A 13,987-nucleotide genomic window follows, 5' to 3' on the forward strand; every position below is an offset into this window, starting at 1 on the left:
CTTGTGCAGCAGCGGTTTTGGGCAGGGGGCAGGTCTGTCGTCACGAGGTGGCGAGTTCGTCGCGCAGCCACCGCTGGAACCGGTCGACCTCGCGGCGGGTCCAGGCGGGATCGCGAAACGCATTGGCGACGGTCGCCGTTCCTTGGCTGAACATCAGCACGTGCAGCGCCAGATCCTCGGCGTCGCGCGCGCGGCCGAGCAGGCCGAATTGGATCACCAGCCAGTCGCGGAACATCTCGAACACTTCCAATGCCTGCCGGCGGGCCGGGTGGTCGAGCTTGCTCAGTTCGCCGGTGAGGGTCCCGACCGGACATCCGTGCAATTGAATGGCGTCTTCGTTGCGGATCACGATCTCCACGTACTGCCGCACGCGCTCGGCGGGGTCGGCCGACATCGCCTCCCATTCGTCGAGCATGGCGCGGGTCGCCCCCAGGCGGGACTCGATCACCGCCGTGAGGATCTCGTCCTTGGTCCTGAAGTGGTGGTAGAAATTTCCCCGCGAAATCCCCACGGCGGCAGCGATCATGGCGAACGAGGTGCGCTCGAAGCCGTTCTCGTAGAACAGTCGATCGGCGGTTTCGACGATCCGGTCCCGGGTCGGCGTCGTGGTCATGGTTCGGCACCCGCGGCTTCGGCCGCCGGGTGCGCGGCATTCATCCACAGTGGCCGGCCCGGCCAGGCCCACGGCAGCACGGATCCGACCTCCTCGCACCTCAGTTTTAGGACACTTGTCCTACGCGAGGATCAGGGTAGGACAATCGTCCTATCCAGGCAAGCGGCTACCGCAGCACGGGCTGGATGGACACCAGCTGGTATGCGCCCGGCTGCGCCTGCTCGGATCGGAACCCGACGAGCAGGCTGCCGGGTGGCAGCCGGGTTGCGATGTCGTTGAGGGTCCTGGGCAGGAACACCCGGGCCTTGGCATTGCCGTACCAGTTGGGATCGGCGGGGGACACGTCGAGGCCACTGACCTGCTCGATGGTGTTGTCCCAAGTGCGCACGGCCTCCGGCGGCGCGGCGCCGAATCCCACCGACGGCAGGTATGCCTCGCCCGGTCCGGCCAACGTGATCGGTTGTGTGCCTGCGAGCGGCGTGCCGGTGAGCGTCCCGTTGACGGCATCGGTGGTCACCGAGGTCAAGCGCATGGTGCAGATGCCGTCGACGACGGCGGCCGGCACGCAGACGTCGGGCAGCGGTGCGGCGTGGGCCGGAGCGGCGGACAGGACGGCGGCGGTCGCCAACGCGGCGGCGCCTGCCAGCCGTAGGGAGTTCACACGAGTCTGATCGGCGCCGGGCGTGCCCGAGTTACACGAGCAGACGCATATGGCCTCTCAAACGGGTGTCTGAGAGGCCATATGCGTCTGCTCGCGCAGAGTTGAGGTCAGGCGCTGCGGCGCATCCCGCGCTTGAGCAGCAGTTCGCGTTCGGACTCGGACAGGCCGCCCCAGATGCCGTAGGGCTCGCCGACCGAGAGGGCATGCGAGCGGCACTGGGTGATGACCGGGCAGGTGCGGCACAACTCCTTGGCCCGCATCTCGCGCTGTGCCCGAGCGCGACCACGCTCCCCGTCGGGATGGAAGAACATCGACGAATCGACTCCCCGGCAATGACCCGCCATTTGCCAATCCCAGATGTCGGCGTTGGGTCCGGGCAGTTGCTGCGGCTGTGGCATATGAAAACCCCTCTCGTCGCACCCATTTCACGAAACGCGTGAAGTGCGTGAGTCGCGGAACTGAACCGAGCTCATGTCGCCGATGACATCTCGTGCACACAACGTAGAAGGGCTACCGAAAAACCGTCAATACCCAGGCTCACCGCGAAAAGGCATAACTGCAGGGTATGAATTTACGTCACGTTCATCATGTTCACTTGCGGGCAATGCGCCGGGTGGTTCGGGCCCGTCGGCGAGTGGTCGCCGAACCGCATTTCCCCAGCTCGCATCAATTCGGCAAATTCGACGCCATGCGGCCCGTTGACCTATTGGTAACGTGCCGACCACCAATTGTTAACCAAGGTCGAATTGGTCACTCTTTTCGGCCCATCACGCCGGCGTTGATAGCGTCCGGTGCGATGGCCAGCCCGAAATCCTCCGTGTCCGACCGCCTGGCCGACGCCGCCTTCGGCGCCGCGCCGCAGCTCTGGCCGTTGCCGACGGCCGGCTCTGCGCGGGAGCGCTGGCTGCGCGCCGTCGCCGCCGGCGGGCAGGGGCACTACGGCACCGCGTTTCACGAACTCGACGAGATCATCCGCACCGGACCACCCGGACCGACGCACTCCCTGGCGCACAGCACCCGCGCGTCGTTCCTACGCCAGCTCGGCGGACACGATCAGGCGCGTGGCTGGGACGGCCGGGCCTGGTTGCTTGCCGGGGGCGATCCCGAGGCCGGTGTGGACGCCCTCGTCGGTCTCGCCGCCGATGCCCTGGGCGTGGGACGGTTGGCCGCCTCCGCGCGGCTGCTGCAGCGCGCCCGCGAGCTGCTCGCACCCCCCGCCCCGCCTCGGCTGCCGGTCCGGCTGCAGTGGGTGGCCGCGGAACTCGCCATGGCCGGCGGCGACGGCACCGCCGCCGTCGCGCACGCCCAGACCGCCGTGACGCTGGCCGACAAGCTCGGCTCGATACGCCACACCGTCAAATCACAGGTGGTGTTGGCGGCCGCCCTGTGTTGCGCCGGCCGCCTCGACGACGCGCGCGAGGTGGCCGACGCGGCGTTCGCTGAGACGGACCGGTTCGCGCTGATCCCGCTGCGTTGGGCGCTGGGATGTCTGCTCGCCGATATCGGCAGTACCACGCATTCCGCCCCGCAGGTCGCCGCCGTACGGGACGCCGCCGCCGATACAGTGCGACGCGGAGGCGGCGTGTGGTCGCGTCGCTGAGACGATTCACCCCTGCTCGATCGTTAGTGTTTATCTGACGCAAACGTCCGCTGAAGTCCCATCCGTAACGCTGGAGAGATCAACCACGATGACAATTTCGGGAGAACGTCTCGATGCTGTCGTCGCTCATGCCGTGGCGGGGGATCGTGAAGCTCTCCGGGTGGTCTTGGAGACCATCCGCCCGATCATCGTCCGGTACTGCCGGGCACGGATCGGGTCAGCTGAACGAAGTGGTCTGTCCGCAGACGACATTGCGCAGGAGGTGTGCTTGGCCGCCATCACGGCGTTGCCGCGCTACAAGGATCAGGGACGTCCGTTCCTGGCCTTCGTGTACGGCATAGCTGCGCACAAGCTTGCCGATGCCCACCGGGCTTCGGCGCGCAACCGTGCTGAGCCCACCGACAACGTGCCGGAGCGCTTCTCCGGCGAGGCCGGCCCAGAACAGCTGGCCATCGACGCCGACGCCTCGGCCCGGATGGAGAAGCTCCTGGCCATCCTTCCGGAAAAGCAGCGCGAGATCCTCATCCTGCGCGTCGTCGTCGGGATGAGTGCAGAGGAAACCGCGGAAGCGGTCGGAAGTACACCAGGCGCGGTGCGGGTCGCCCAGCACCGCGCGCTAGCCCGACTGAAGTCGGAGATCACAACGGGAGGTGAACATGCCTGATTTCGGTCGCTGGACCGCCAACGGCGGTGACCCCTCCCTCAACGACATCAACCGCGCCGACAAGTTCCTGGACGCACTGGCCGCCGAGCAGCCGGTATTCTCCACCGACCGCGGTGACGCCGACCTCGCGTTCCTGCTGTCGGGCTGGCGCGACGAGGTCCGCCAGGTCCCGATGGACCACGTCGTGACACCTGCCGAGGCCGGCGCGGCCCTCGTCGATGCCACCGCGGCACCGTCGCGGCGCAACCGGTTCGGGCTGGCGGTCGTCGGCTCCGCGGCCGCCGCCGTGCTCTGTCTCGGCGGCTTCGGCACCGCGGTTTTCGCGGCCGGGCCCGGCGACGGTCTGTACCCGATCCGCAGCATGTTCTTCGGTGACGAGCGGGCCACCCGTGACGACGCCGTCGTGTTGGCCGCCCAGACCGAGCTCGCCCAGGTGCAGCAACTGGTGGATCAGGGTCAGTGGGACCAGGCGCAGGACAAGCTCGCCGCGCTGTCGGCGACGGTGCAGAGTGTCGATCGGGTCGAGCAGAAGCAAGAGCTGATCCAGCAGTGGAATGCCTTGACCTACAAGGTTGTCGAGCAGGACCCCGCCGCCACCCTGCCCCCGCCGGGGGAGCCGTTGCCGGAGCTGCCCGCCTCACCGCTGACGCTGCTGCCCATGCCGGTGATCGAGGAATCCGTCACGGTCACCACGACCCCGGGCCCCGAAGTGCTCTCGACCACGGTGACTTCGGAGACGACGACCTCGGAGACGACGACCTCGGAGACGGTGACCTCGGAGACGACATCGACGACCAGCACGTCGGAGACCGCCACGTCGACCAGTCCGGCCACCGAGACGACAACCTCGCCGACCGCGACTTCGGCCCCGTCGACCACGCCGTCAACGACTGCGACGACCACCACAGCGCCGACGACCACCGCGCCGACGACCACCGCGCCGACGACGACCACGACCACCACCGTGGTGACGCAGTCGACGTCGGTGGCTCCGCCGCCGCGTGCCAGCGCGCCCGCGTCGACGCCGGCTGCGCCGCCCTCGACGCCGGCTGCGCCGCCCAGCACTCAGCAGCAGGCGCCGGTGGTACAGGAGGCGCCGGCGGTCACGTCAGCGCCGGCCGCCGAACCCGTGCAGGAAGCACCCGCGCCGGCGGTGGTCACGACCACCACGGTGCCAGTGCCCGCCGACGGCGAGTGACGAAAGTTCAGCGGTATCCGTCGGGTTCCGACGCCGCCTCGTTGAGTGAGGCATCGGCGTAGCCGCGACAGTAATCCCAGGTCACGTAGGCGTCGGGCTCGGGATCGTAGGCCGGCTCGTGCGGGCGCACCGTACCGTCGACGAGCAGCTGCAGCAGGTTCGCCCGCAGCATGTCCCAGTCGTGATAGTGGTCCTGCTGGCATTCATCACAGCACACCACGAGGCCACGAATCCCTCTGTGCGCCAACAACGCCTCGTACACCGACAGGTCGGCCAGGTCCGCTTCCACGGCACTACGTTCCTGCGCATCCAACGGCAACCCGGGCTCGATCGCGTCGAGAGCCGCCGATGGATCGGACGGGTCATCGGCGAACGGGTCGGGTGGCAGGCCAGGCGGGAGGTCATCTCGCACGCATCTAGCCTACGCAGCCGCGCTGCTTTCGCGCCACCGGTTCACCCCGCGTGCCGCCCGCGCGGACCGAACTGTGGACCCACCTCGCGGCGTGGCCGCGAGCGCCGAGGTCAGTGCCGATAGAATGGCCTCTTAGACTCGCGACTGTTGCTAGTGGAGGCTCCACCCATGTCGATCGCTGAAAGCAGCGTCCCGCTCGCCATCCCGGTCCCCACCGGCGGTGATGATCCGACCAAGATCGCGATGCTCGGGCTGACCTTCGACGATGTCCTGCTGCTGCCGGCCGCATCCGACGTGGTGCCCGCCAACGTCGACACGTCCAGCCAGCTCACCAAGCGGATCCGGCTGCGGGTCCCGCTGGTGAGTTCGGCGATGGACACCGTCACCGAGTCGCGGATGGCCATCGCGATGGCCCGGGCCGGCGGGATGGGCGTGTTGCACCGCAACCTGTCGGTCACCGAACAGGCCGGTCAGGTCGAGACCGTCAAGCGGTCCGAGGCCGGGATGGTCACCGACCCGGTGACCTGCTCGCCGGAGAACACCCTGGCCGAGGTCGACGCCATGTGCGCGCGGTTCCGGATCTCCGGGCTGCCGGTGGTCGACGCGGCGGGCGCGCTGGTCGGGATCATCACCAACCGCGACATGCGCTTCGAGGTGGACCAGTCCCGGCCGGTGTCGGAGGTAATGACCAAGGCCCCGCTGATCACCGCGCAGGCCGGTGTCTCGGCGGAGGCCGCGCTGGGTCTGCTGCGCAGGCACAAGATCGAGAAACTGCCCATCGTCGACGGCCACGGCAAGCTCACCGGCCTGATCACCGTCAAGGATTTCGTCAAGACCGAGCAGTTCCCGCTGTCCACCAAGGACAGCGACGGACGCCTGCTGGTGGGTGCCGCCGTCGGTATCGGTGACGACGCCTGGACCAGGGCCATGACCCTGGTGGAGGCCGGCGTCGACGTCCTCATCGTCGACACCGCGCATGCGCACAACCGGCTCGTGCTGGACATGGTGAGCCGGCTCAAGGCCACCGTCGGTGAGCGCGTCGACGTCGTCGGCGGCAATGTCGCCACCCGTGCGGCGGCCGCCGCACTGGTCGACGCCGGAGCCGACGCCGTCAAGGTCGGCGTGGGTCCGGGGTCCATCTGCACCACCCGCGTCGTCGCCGGTGTCGGCGCACCGCAGATCACCGCGATCCTGGAGGCCGTCGCCGCCTGCTCGCGCAAGGGTGTCCCGGTGATCGCCGACGGTGGCTTGCAGTACTCCGGCGATATCGCCAAGGCGCTGGCCGCCGGTGCCTCGACCGCCATGCTCGGCTCGCTGCTGGCCGGCACCGCCGAGTCGCCCGGCGAACTGATCTTCGTCAACGGCAAGCAGTTCAAGAGCTACCGCGGGATGGGGTCGCTGGGTGCCATGCAGGGTCGCGGCGCCGCCAAGAGCTACTCGAAGGACCGCTACTTCCAGGACGACGTGCTTTCCGAGGACAAGCTGGTGCCCGAGGGCATCGAGGGCCGGGTGCCGTTCCGCGGGCCGCTGTCGACGGTGATCCACCAGCTGACCGGTGGCCTGCGTGCCGCGATGGGCTACACCGGCTCGGACACCATCGAGCATCTGCAGCAGGCGCAATTCGTCCAGATCACCGCCGCGGGCCTGAAGGAAAGCCATCCGCACGACGTCGCCATGACGGTCGAAGCGCCCAACTACTACGCCCGCTGACGAGCGCTTGCGCGAGGAACCGGAAACTCAGCAGCCCGAAAGGCATCCCGTACATGCGTGACATGGTTGAAATCGGCATGGGCAGAACAGCTCGCCGCACCTATGAACTCGACGACATCAACATCGTCCCGGCCCGCCGGACCCGTTCCTCCAAGGACGTCTCGACGGCCTGGCAGCTGGACGCCTACCGGTTCGAGATCCCGGTGCTCGCGCATCCGACCGACGCACTGGTGTCGGTGGAGTTCGCCATCGAGATGGGCAGGCTCGGCGGTCTGGGTGTGCTCAACGGGGAAGGGCTGATCGGCCGCCACGCCGACGTCGAGGCCAAGATCGCCGCGGTCGTCGAGACCGCGGCCACCGCCGATGACGAGTCGGCCTCCATCCGGATGCTGCAGCAGCTGCACGCCGCACCGCTGGATCCCGAACTGCTGGGTGCCGCCGTCGCGCGCATCCGGGATGCCGGAGTCACCACCGCGGTGCGGGTGAGCCCGCAGAACGCCGCGGCACTGACCCCGGCGCTGGTGGCCGCCGGCATCGACCTGCTGGTCATCCAGGGCACCCTCATCTCCGCCGAGCGGGTCGCCAACGACGGCGAACCGCTCAACCTCAAGACCTTCATCTCCGAACTCGACGTGCCGGTGGTGGCCGGCGGCGTACTCGACCACCGCACCGCGCTGCACCTGATGCGCACCGGCGCGGCCGGCGTCATCGTCGGCTACGGCTCCACCTCCGGAGTGACGACCTCGGACGAGGTGCTCGGCATCAGCGTGCCGATGGCCACCGCGATCGCCGACGCCGCGGCCGCCCGGCGCGAATACCTCGACGAGACCGGCGGCCGATACGTCCACGTCCTCGCCGACGGCGACATCCAGACCTCGGGCGACCTGGCCAAGGCGATCGCCTGCGGTGCCGACGCCGTGCTGCTCGGCCCGCCGCTGGCGGTGTCCGCCGAGGCCCAGGGCGACGGCTGGTTCTGGCCGTCGGCGGCGGCGCACCCGTCGTTGCCGCGCGGTGCCCTGCTGCAGGTGGCGCTCGGAGCCCGGCCGCCGCTGGAGCAGGTGCTCAACGGCCCCTCCGATGACCCGTTCGGATCGCTGAACCTGGTGGGCGGTCTGCGCCGTTCGATGGCCAAGGCCGGCTACTGCGACCTGAAGGAATTCCAGAAGGTCGGCCTGACGGTCGGGTCCTGAACAGGATTTCTTTACAACTTAGGCCCTCCTGTCTAGAAAGTTACCTGCCGGTAGCGTCATACTGGTCCGATGCAGCCTGACTACGACGTCTTGATCATCGGCTCGGGATTCGGCGGTAGCGTCAGCGCCCTGCGGCTCACCGAAAAGGGATACCGCGTGGGGGTTCTGGAAGCCGGCCGGCGGTTTGCCGACGCGGACTTCGCGAAGACCTCCTGGAACCTGCGCAAGTTCCTGTGGGCCCCGCAGTTCGGGATGTACGGCATCCAGCGCATCCACCTGCTGCGTAACTGCATGATCCTGGCCGGAGCCGGTGTCGGCGGTGGCTCGCTGAACTACGCCAACACCCTCTACGTGCCGCCGGAGCCCTTCTTCGCCGACCCGCAGTGGCGGGATATCACCGACTGGCGCGAAGAGCTCATGCCGCATTACGACCAGGCCCAGCGGATGCTCGGGGTCGTCACCAACCCCACGTTCACCGATGCCGACCGGATCATGAAGGAGGTCGCCGAGGACATGGGCGTGGGGGACACCTTCGTCCCGACCCCGGTGGGCGTCTTCTTCGGTGAGAACGGTGAGAAGACACCGGGCAAGACCGTGCCCGACCCGTACTTCGGCGGTGCCGGCCCCGCGCGCACCGGATGCATCGAGTGCGGCGAGTGCATGACGGGCTGCCGGCACGGCGCCAAGAACACGCTGCTGAAAAACTATCTGGGCCTGGCCGAGTCGGCCGGCGCGCGCGTACATGCGCTGACGTCGGTGCGGTCGTTCGAGCAGCGCCCCGACGGCGTGTGGGAGGTGCACACCGTGCGCACCGGAGGCAAACTGCGCCGCCGGAAGAAGACCTTCACCGCCAATCACCTGATCCTGGCCGCCGGCACGTACGGCACCCAGAAGCTGCTGTTCCGGATGCGGGACACCGGGCGACTGCCCGAGTTGTCGTCGCGGCTCGGCGTGCTCACCCGCACCAACTCCGAGTCCATCGTCGGGGCCGGACGGCTCACCGTCGGTGACGATCTCAACCTCACCCACGGCGTGGCCATCACCTCGTCGATCCACCCGACCAGTGACACGCACGTCGAACCGTGCCGGTACGGCAAGGGATCCAATGCGATGGGTCTGTTGCAGACCCTGATGACCGACGGCACCGGTCCGGAGGGCACCGATGTGCCGCGCTGGAAACAACTCGTCGCGACGGCCAAGGCCGACCGCCGGGGGACGCTGCGCCTGCTGAATCCGCGGCGGTGGAGCGAGCGGACCATGATCGCGCTGGTCATGCAGCATCTGGACAACTCGATCACGACGTTCACCCGCAAGACCTGGTTCGGTTACCGGATGCTGGACAGCAAGCAGGGTCACGGCCTGCCCAACCCGTCCTGGATCCCGGCGGGTAACGAGGTCACCCGCCGCATCGCCGAGAAGATCGACGGGGTGGCCGGCGGCACCTGGGGCGAGCTGTTCAACATCCCGCTCACCGCGCATTTTCTCGGCGGGGCCGCCATCGGGGACAGTGTCCAGACCGGCGTCATCGACCCCTACCAGCGGGTGTACCGCTACCCGACGCTGTATGTGGCCGACGGAGCGGCGATCTCGGCCAATCTCGGGGTGAACCCGTCGCTCTCGATCACCGCGCAGGCCGAACGGGCCGCGGCGCTGTGGCCGAACAAGGGCGAGGTGGATCAGCGTCCGGCGCAGGGCGAGCCCTATCGCCGGTTGGAGCCCATCGCCCCGATCCGGCCCGTGGTGCCGGCGCAGGCACCCGCCGCGCTGCGTCGGCTGCCGATCTTTCCGGTGAACTCGCAGCTGTCCAGCTCGCCGCAGGCCGGCTGAGTCTCACCGCTACGTGACCGCGGCGGCGACCCTGTCGCCGAGATCCTTGTCCACGTTGCGCCAGTATTCGAAGGCACGCTCCAACACCGCATCGGACACCCCGTCGGAGAGGTGACCGGCGATGTTGGAGACCAGCCGGTCGCGCGCCGCGTCGTCGAGCACCTCGCGCACCAGCGTGCCGGCCTGGCCCCAGTCGTCGTCCTCGGCGTGCAGTGAGTACGCCGAGCGCACCATGTCGCCATCGGCATGCCACAACGGCTCGCCGGTGCGTGCCGGATCGGCCTTCGGCCCGCCGTAGGAGTTCGGCGCGTACACCGGGTCGGTGACGTTGGTGACCCGCATCGCCCCGTCCTTGGAGTAGCTGTTGACCTCGGTCTTCGGGGTGTTCACCGGAATCTGGCGGTAGTTCACCCCGAGCCGGGCGCGGTGCGCGTCGGAGTAGGAGAAGTCGCGCGCCAGCAGCATCTTGTCCGGGCTCAGCCCGGTACCTGGGACCGCATTGTTCGGCTCGAACGCCGCCTGCTCCATCTCGGTGTGGTAGTCGCTGACGTTGCGATCCAGGGTCAGCCTGCCGACATCGATCAGCGGGTAGTCGCTGTGCGGCCACACCTTCGTCAGGTCGAACGGGTTGAACCGGTAGTTCTTGGCGTCCTCGAACGGCATGATCTGCATCTTCAACGTCCAGCTGGGGAAATCGCCCCGCTCGATCGAGTCGAACAGGTCGCGCTGGTGGGCGTCACCGTCCTGGCCGGCCATCTGATCGCCCTCGTCCTGGGTGAGGAACTCGATGCCCTGATCGGACTTGAAGTGGTATTTCACCCAGAAGATCTCGCCGGCGGCGTTGATCCAGCTGTAGGTGTGGCTGGAGTAACCGTTCATGTGCCGCCAGGTGCGCGGGATCCCGCGGTCACCCATCAGCCAGGTGACCTGGTGTGCCGACTCCGGCGACAGCGTCCAGAAGTCCCACTGCATATCGTGGTCGCGCAGGTTGTTGGCGGCCCGGCGCTTCTGCGACCGGATGAAATGCTGGAACTTCATCGGGTCGCGGATGAAGAACACCGGAGTGTTGTTGCCGACCATGTCGAAATTGCCGTCCGATGTGTAGAACTTGGTGGCGAAACCGCGCGGGTCGCGCCAGGTGTCCGGGCTGCCGCGCTCACCGGCGACGGTGGAGAACCTGGTCAGCGTCTCGGTTTTCGCCCCGGGCTGCAGGAATGCGGCCTTGGTGTAGGCGCTGACATCTGCGGTCACTTCGAAATGGCCGAAGGCGCCACCGCCCTTGGCATGCGGCTGGCGCTCCGGGATCCGCTCGCGGTTGAAGTTCGCCATCTGCTCGATCAAATAGTGATCCTGCAGCAGGATGGGGCCGTCGGGACCGACGGTCAGGGAATGCTCGTCGCTGTAGACCGGTATCCCGGCGTCCGTGGTGGTCGGTTTGGGCTGTGTATTCGTCACCATTGCTCCTCTCGAGCGTGCGTGCGGACTGCAAGGCCGTGTACCCCGTGCTCACGGATTCGACACCTGGCGGCGAATACTGCTGTGAGACTGCGATATTCGCACACCGAGCTGGTATGTCGGGGCGCTGATACGATGCAGGTGACAATGCCGTCGCCGCAGTTGTGAGGCGTTCGTCCGAGAGGAGCCGGCGTGGGAACTGGTACAGATCGCGCCGGCGCGCGCCATATCCGGCTGACCTCGCACAGCGGGGGCGCCACCGCCGCGGCGATCCAGTGGGGCGCGCCCACACCGGCCGAGCGCGGCCCGGTGGTGGGCACCACCGGCACCCGGGCCCATCGCAATGTCATCGGCACCCACAGCGGTTCCTACGGCGTCTACCGGGCGCTGGCGGTCGCCGCCGGAGCCCTCTCCCCGCAGCACCGCGCCGACCTGACCAACACCGCGCCGACCGATGTGATCGGCCCGCACCCGCAGTGGCAGGACCCGTCGGCCATTGTCAGCCTGGACCCGTGGGGCGCCGCGGTCGCCGACGTGTTCGCCGCCGAGCTGGAGGCCGGCCAGGACATTCGCCCGACGATCGCCGTCACCAAGGCGCACGTGATGCTGCCGGAGGTTGCCCTCGCCGTGCAGCAGGGCCGGTTGCGACCGGACGGCAAGGTGCTCCTGGACAGTGGAGCCGCGGTGGTGACCAAGGTGGCCGTCGAACCGGTCTGGTATCTGCCCGGCGTCGCCGCGCGCTTCGGCTGCACCGAATCAGCCTTGCGCCGTGCACTTTTCGAGGAGACCGGCGGGATGTACCCGGAGCTCGTCACTCGTGGTGATCTTGAGGTCTTCCTGCCACCGATCGGCGGTCAGACCGTCTACATCTTCGGTGAGCCAAGGGATCTGGCCGATCCGTCGGTGGAGCTGACCGCCCGCGTGCACGACGAGTGCAACGGCTCCGATGTGTTCGGCTCCGACATCTGCACGTGCCGGCCGTATCTGACGCACGCGATCGAGGAGTGCATCGCCGGCACCCAGCGCGGCGGGGTCGGTCTGGTGGCCTACTCGCGTAAGGAGGGTCGCGCACTCGGTGAGGTCACCAAGTTCCTGGTCTACAACGCGCGTAAGCGCCAAGTCGGTGGTGACACCGCCGATCAGTATTTCGCGCGCACCGAATGCGTGGCCGGCGTGCAGGACATGCGCTTTCAGGAACTGATGCCCGATGTGCTGCACTGGCTGGGCGTCACCCGCATCCACCGGCTGGTGTCGATGAGCAACATGAAGTACGACGCCATCACCGGGTCCGGTATCACCGTCGGGGAACGGGTGAACATCCCCGACGACCTCATCCCCGCCGATGCCCGCGTCGAGATCGACGCCAAGATGGCGGCCGGCTACTTCACCCCGGGGCCGGTTCCGGACGCCGAGGACCTGAAGAACACGGTGGGCCGGGGCCTGGTGTGAGCGCCGCAGCCACCCTGCGCAGCACCGCCGAGATCCGGGCCCGTTCGCAGCACCTGTTGACCAGGGCGCGGGACGGCTCGTCGGCATGGTTCACCGTGCACGAAGACGCCATGGATGCCGCGGCCGCCGCCGTCGCCGACCTCACCGTCACCCGGTTTCCCGATCTGGTGATCCCGTTCCACAGCCGGTGGCGCCATTTCGAGGCCGGCGGGGTGCACCGCACCCTGGCGCTCGACGGAACCGATGCCGCCGCACGCGCCCGCGCGATGATCGACCTGACCGTCATCAGCGTGCTGCTCGACGCGGGTGCCGGCCCGCGGTGGCGTTACCGCGAAGCCGACACCGGCCTGGAACTCACCCGGTCCGAGGGCCTCGGCGTGGCCAGCTGGCACGCATTCACCGCGGGCACGTTCTCCTCGGACCCCGAGTGCCCGCTGCAGGCCGACGCCGCCGGTCTGCAGACACTGGACCCCGAGCGGCTGGCCGCGCACCTGCAGGTGGTCCCGGACAACCCTCTGGTCGGCTTCGACGGGCGGGTCGACCTGTTGCGCCGCCTCGGCACCGCGCTCGCCGAGCAGCCCACGGTCTACGGCACCCCCGGACGGCCCGGGGGACTGTTCGATCTGCTGATCGTCGATCCCGCCGCACCGACGGTGGCGACCCACGACATCCTGAGTGCCCTGTTGTCGTCACTGTCGCGGATCTGGCTGGCCGACAATCACATCGATGGTGAGCCGCTGGGCGACTGCTGGCGACACGACGCGGTCCCCGGGGTGGGCGCCACCGCGGGCTGGATGCCGTTCCACAAGCTGTCGCAGTGGCTGACCTATTCCTTGCTGGAACCATTCGGCTGGGCCGGTGTGCAGGTGAATGGGCTCGACGCGCTGACCGGTCTGCCCGAGTACCGCAACGGCGGGTTGTTCCTGGACACCGGTGTGCTGCGGCTGCGTGAGGCCGGGTGGGCCGAGCGCGCATGGACACCCGCCGACGAGCTCGTGGTGGAGTGGCGCGCACTGACGGTCGCCCTGCTCGACGATCTCGCGGTGCTGGTCCGCGAGCGCCTCGGCGTCAGCGCCCAGGCGTTGCCGCTGGCCTGCGTCCTCGAGGGCGGCAGCTGGGCGGCCGGCCGGGCCCTGGCCCAGGAGTTGCGCGGCGGACTGCCGCCGCTCACCGTGATCAGCGACGGCACCGTGTTCTGAGGAGAGGAT

At 68.4% G+C, this 13,987-nt stretch carries 13 protein-coding genes; 8 read left to right on the forward strand and 5 right to left on the reverse strand.

Going from position 1 to position 13,987, the window contains the following annotated elements:
- Nucleotides 1–40 precede the first annotated feature (40 nt).
- The 3 genes from A7U43_RS08745 to A7U43_RS08755 all read right to left on the reverse strand — a co-directional run bounded on the left by A7U43_RS08745 (nucleotide 41) and on the right by A7U43_RS08755 (nucleotide 1,672).
- The gene (locus A7U43_RS08745) at nucleotides 41–685 is read right to left on the reverse strand and encodes a TetR/AcrR family transcriptional regulator (RefSeq protein WP_197499981.1); all 645 of its coding nucleotides are present in this window, start codon (nucleotides 683–685) and stop codon (nucleotides 41–43) included.
- A 94-nt stretch (nucleotides 686–779) separates the two neighbouring features.
- Nucleotides 780–1,274 (reverse strand): hypothetical protein, encoded by a 495-nt coding sequence (locus A7U43_RS08750; protein ID WP_067993605.1) that lies wholly within the window; start codon nucleotides 1,272–1,274, stop codon nucleotides 780–782.
- 107 nt (nucleotides 1,275–1,381) lie between these two features.
- Nucleotides 1,382–1,672 carry a WhiB family transcriptional regulator gene (locus tag A7U43_RS08755; RefSeq protein ID WP_067993608.1) on the reverse strand — a complete coding sequence of 97 codons (291 nt, stop codon included), beginning with the start codon at nucleotides 1,670–1,672 and terminating at the stop codon, nucleotides 1,382–1,384.
- A gap of 398 nt (nucleotides 1,673–2,070) precedes the next feature.
- On the opposite strand from A7U43_RS08755, the gene A7U43_RS08760 reads away from it, so the two are divergent.
- The 3 genes from A7U43_RS08760 (at nucleotide 2,071) to A7U43_RS08770 (ending at nucleotide 4,736) form a co-directional block, all read left to right on the forward strand.
- Entirely contained in the window at nucleotides 2,071–2,874 is an 804-nt protein-coding gene (locus A7U43_RS08760) for a hypothetical protein (protein ID WP_067993611.1), read from the forward strand.
- Nucleotides 2,875–2,962: 88 nt separating this feature from the next.
- The gene (locus A7U43_RS08765) at nucleotides 2,963–3,538 is read left to right on the forward strand and encodes a sigma-70 family RNA polymerase sigma factor (protein WP_067993613.1); all 576 of its coding nucleotides are present in this window, start codon (nucleotides 2,963–2,965) and stop codon (nucleotides 3,536–3,538) included.
- The gene (locus A7U43_RS08770; protein ID WP_067993616.1) at nucleotides 3,531–4,736 is read left to right on the forward strand and encodes an anti-sigma-D factor RsdA; all 1,206 of its coding nucleotides are present in this window, start codon (nucleotides 3,531–3,533) and stop codon (nucleotides 4,734–4,736) included. Before A7U43_RS08765 ends, A7U43_RS08770 begins: the two co-directional genes overlap by 8 nt.
- Nucleotides 4,737–4,743: 7 nt before the next feature.
- On the opposite strand, the gene A7U43_RS08775 is transcribed toward A7U43_RS08770, so the two are convergent.
- On the reverse strand, nucleotides 4,744–5,148 hold the full coding sequence (locus A7U43_RS08775) for a DUF5319 domain-containing protein (protein ID WP_067993619.1): 405 nt from the start codon (nucleotides 5,146–5,148) through the stop codon (nucleotides 4,744–4,746).
- Nucleotides 5,149–5,316: 168 nt separating this feature from the next.
- On the opposite strand from A7U43_RS08775, the gene guaB reads away from it, so the two are divergent.
- The 3 genes from guaB (at nucleotide 5,317) to A7U43_RS08790 (ending at nucleotide 9,875) form a co-directional block, all read left to right on the forward strand.
- Complete coding sequence (gene guaB / locus A7U43_RS08780) at nucleotides 5,317–6,858, forward strand: IMP dehydrogenase (protein WP_067993622.1); 1,542 nt, start codon at nucleotides 5,317–5,319, stop codon at nucleotides 6,856–6,858.
- A gap of 62 nt (nucleotides 6,859–6,920) precedes the next feature.
- On the forward strand, nucleotides 6,921–8,048 hold the full coding sequence (locus A7U43_RS08785) for a GuaB3 family IMP dehydrogenase-related protein (protein WP_197500041.1): 1,128 nt from the start codon (nucleotides 6,921–6,923) through the stop codon (nucleotides 8,046–8,048).
- A 69-nt stretch (nucleotides 8,049–8,117) separates the two neighbouring features.
- The gene (locus A7U43_RS08790) at nucleotides 8,118–9,875 is read left to right on the forward strand and encodes an FAD-dependent oxidoreductase (RefSeq protein ID WP_067993627.1); all 1,758 of its coding nucleotides are present in this window, start codon (nucleotides 8,118–8,120) and stop codon (nucleotides 9,873–9,875) included.
- A gap of 9 nt (nucleotides 9,876–9,884) precedes the next feature.
- Here the strand turns inward: A7U43_RS08790 and A7U43_RS08795 are convergent, their stop codons facing one another.
- Entirely contained in the window at nucleotides 9,885–11,333 is a 1,449-nt protein-coding gene (locus tag A7U43_RS08795) for a catalase (RefSeq protein WP_067993631.1), read from the reverse strand.
- A 189-nt stretch (nucleotides 11,334–11,522) separates the two neighbouring features.
- Between A7U43_RS08795 and A7U43_RS08800 the strand changes: the two genes are divergently transcribed.
- Both A7U43_RS08800 and A7U43_RS08805 read left to right on the forward strand, forming a co-directional pair.
- Nucleotides 11,523–12,779, forward strand: a complete 1,257-nt coding sequence (locus A7U43_RS08800) for a GTP cyclohydrolase II (RefSeq protein WP_067993634.1) — start codon at nucleotides 11,523–11,525, stop codon at nucleotides 12,777–12,779.
- Nucleotides 12,776–13,978: a URC4/urg3 family protein gene (locus tag A7U43_RS08805; RefSeq protein ID WP_067993639.1), complete on the forward strand. Its 1,203-nt coding sequence runs from the start codon at nucleotides 12,776–12,778 to the stop codon at nucleotides 13,976–13,978. Before A7U43_RS08800 ends, A7U43_RS08805 begins: the two co-directional genes overlap by 4 nt.
- Nucleotides 13,979–13,987: the final 9 nt, after the last annotated feature.

The organism is Mycobacterium adipatum (genome assembly GCF_001644575.1).
GTDB classification, from domain to species: Bacteria; Actinomycetota; Actinomycetes; order Mycobacteriales; family Mycobacteriaceae; genus Mycobacterium; species Mycobacterium adipatum.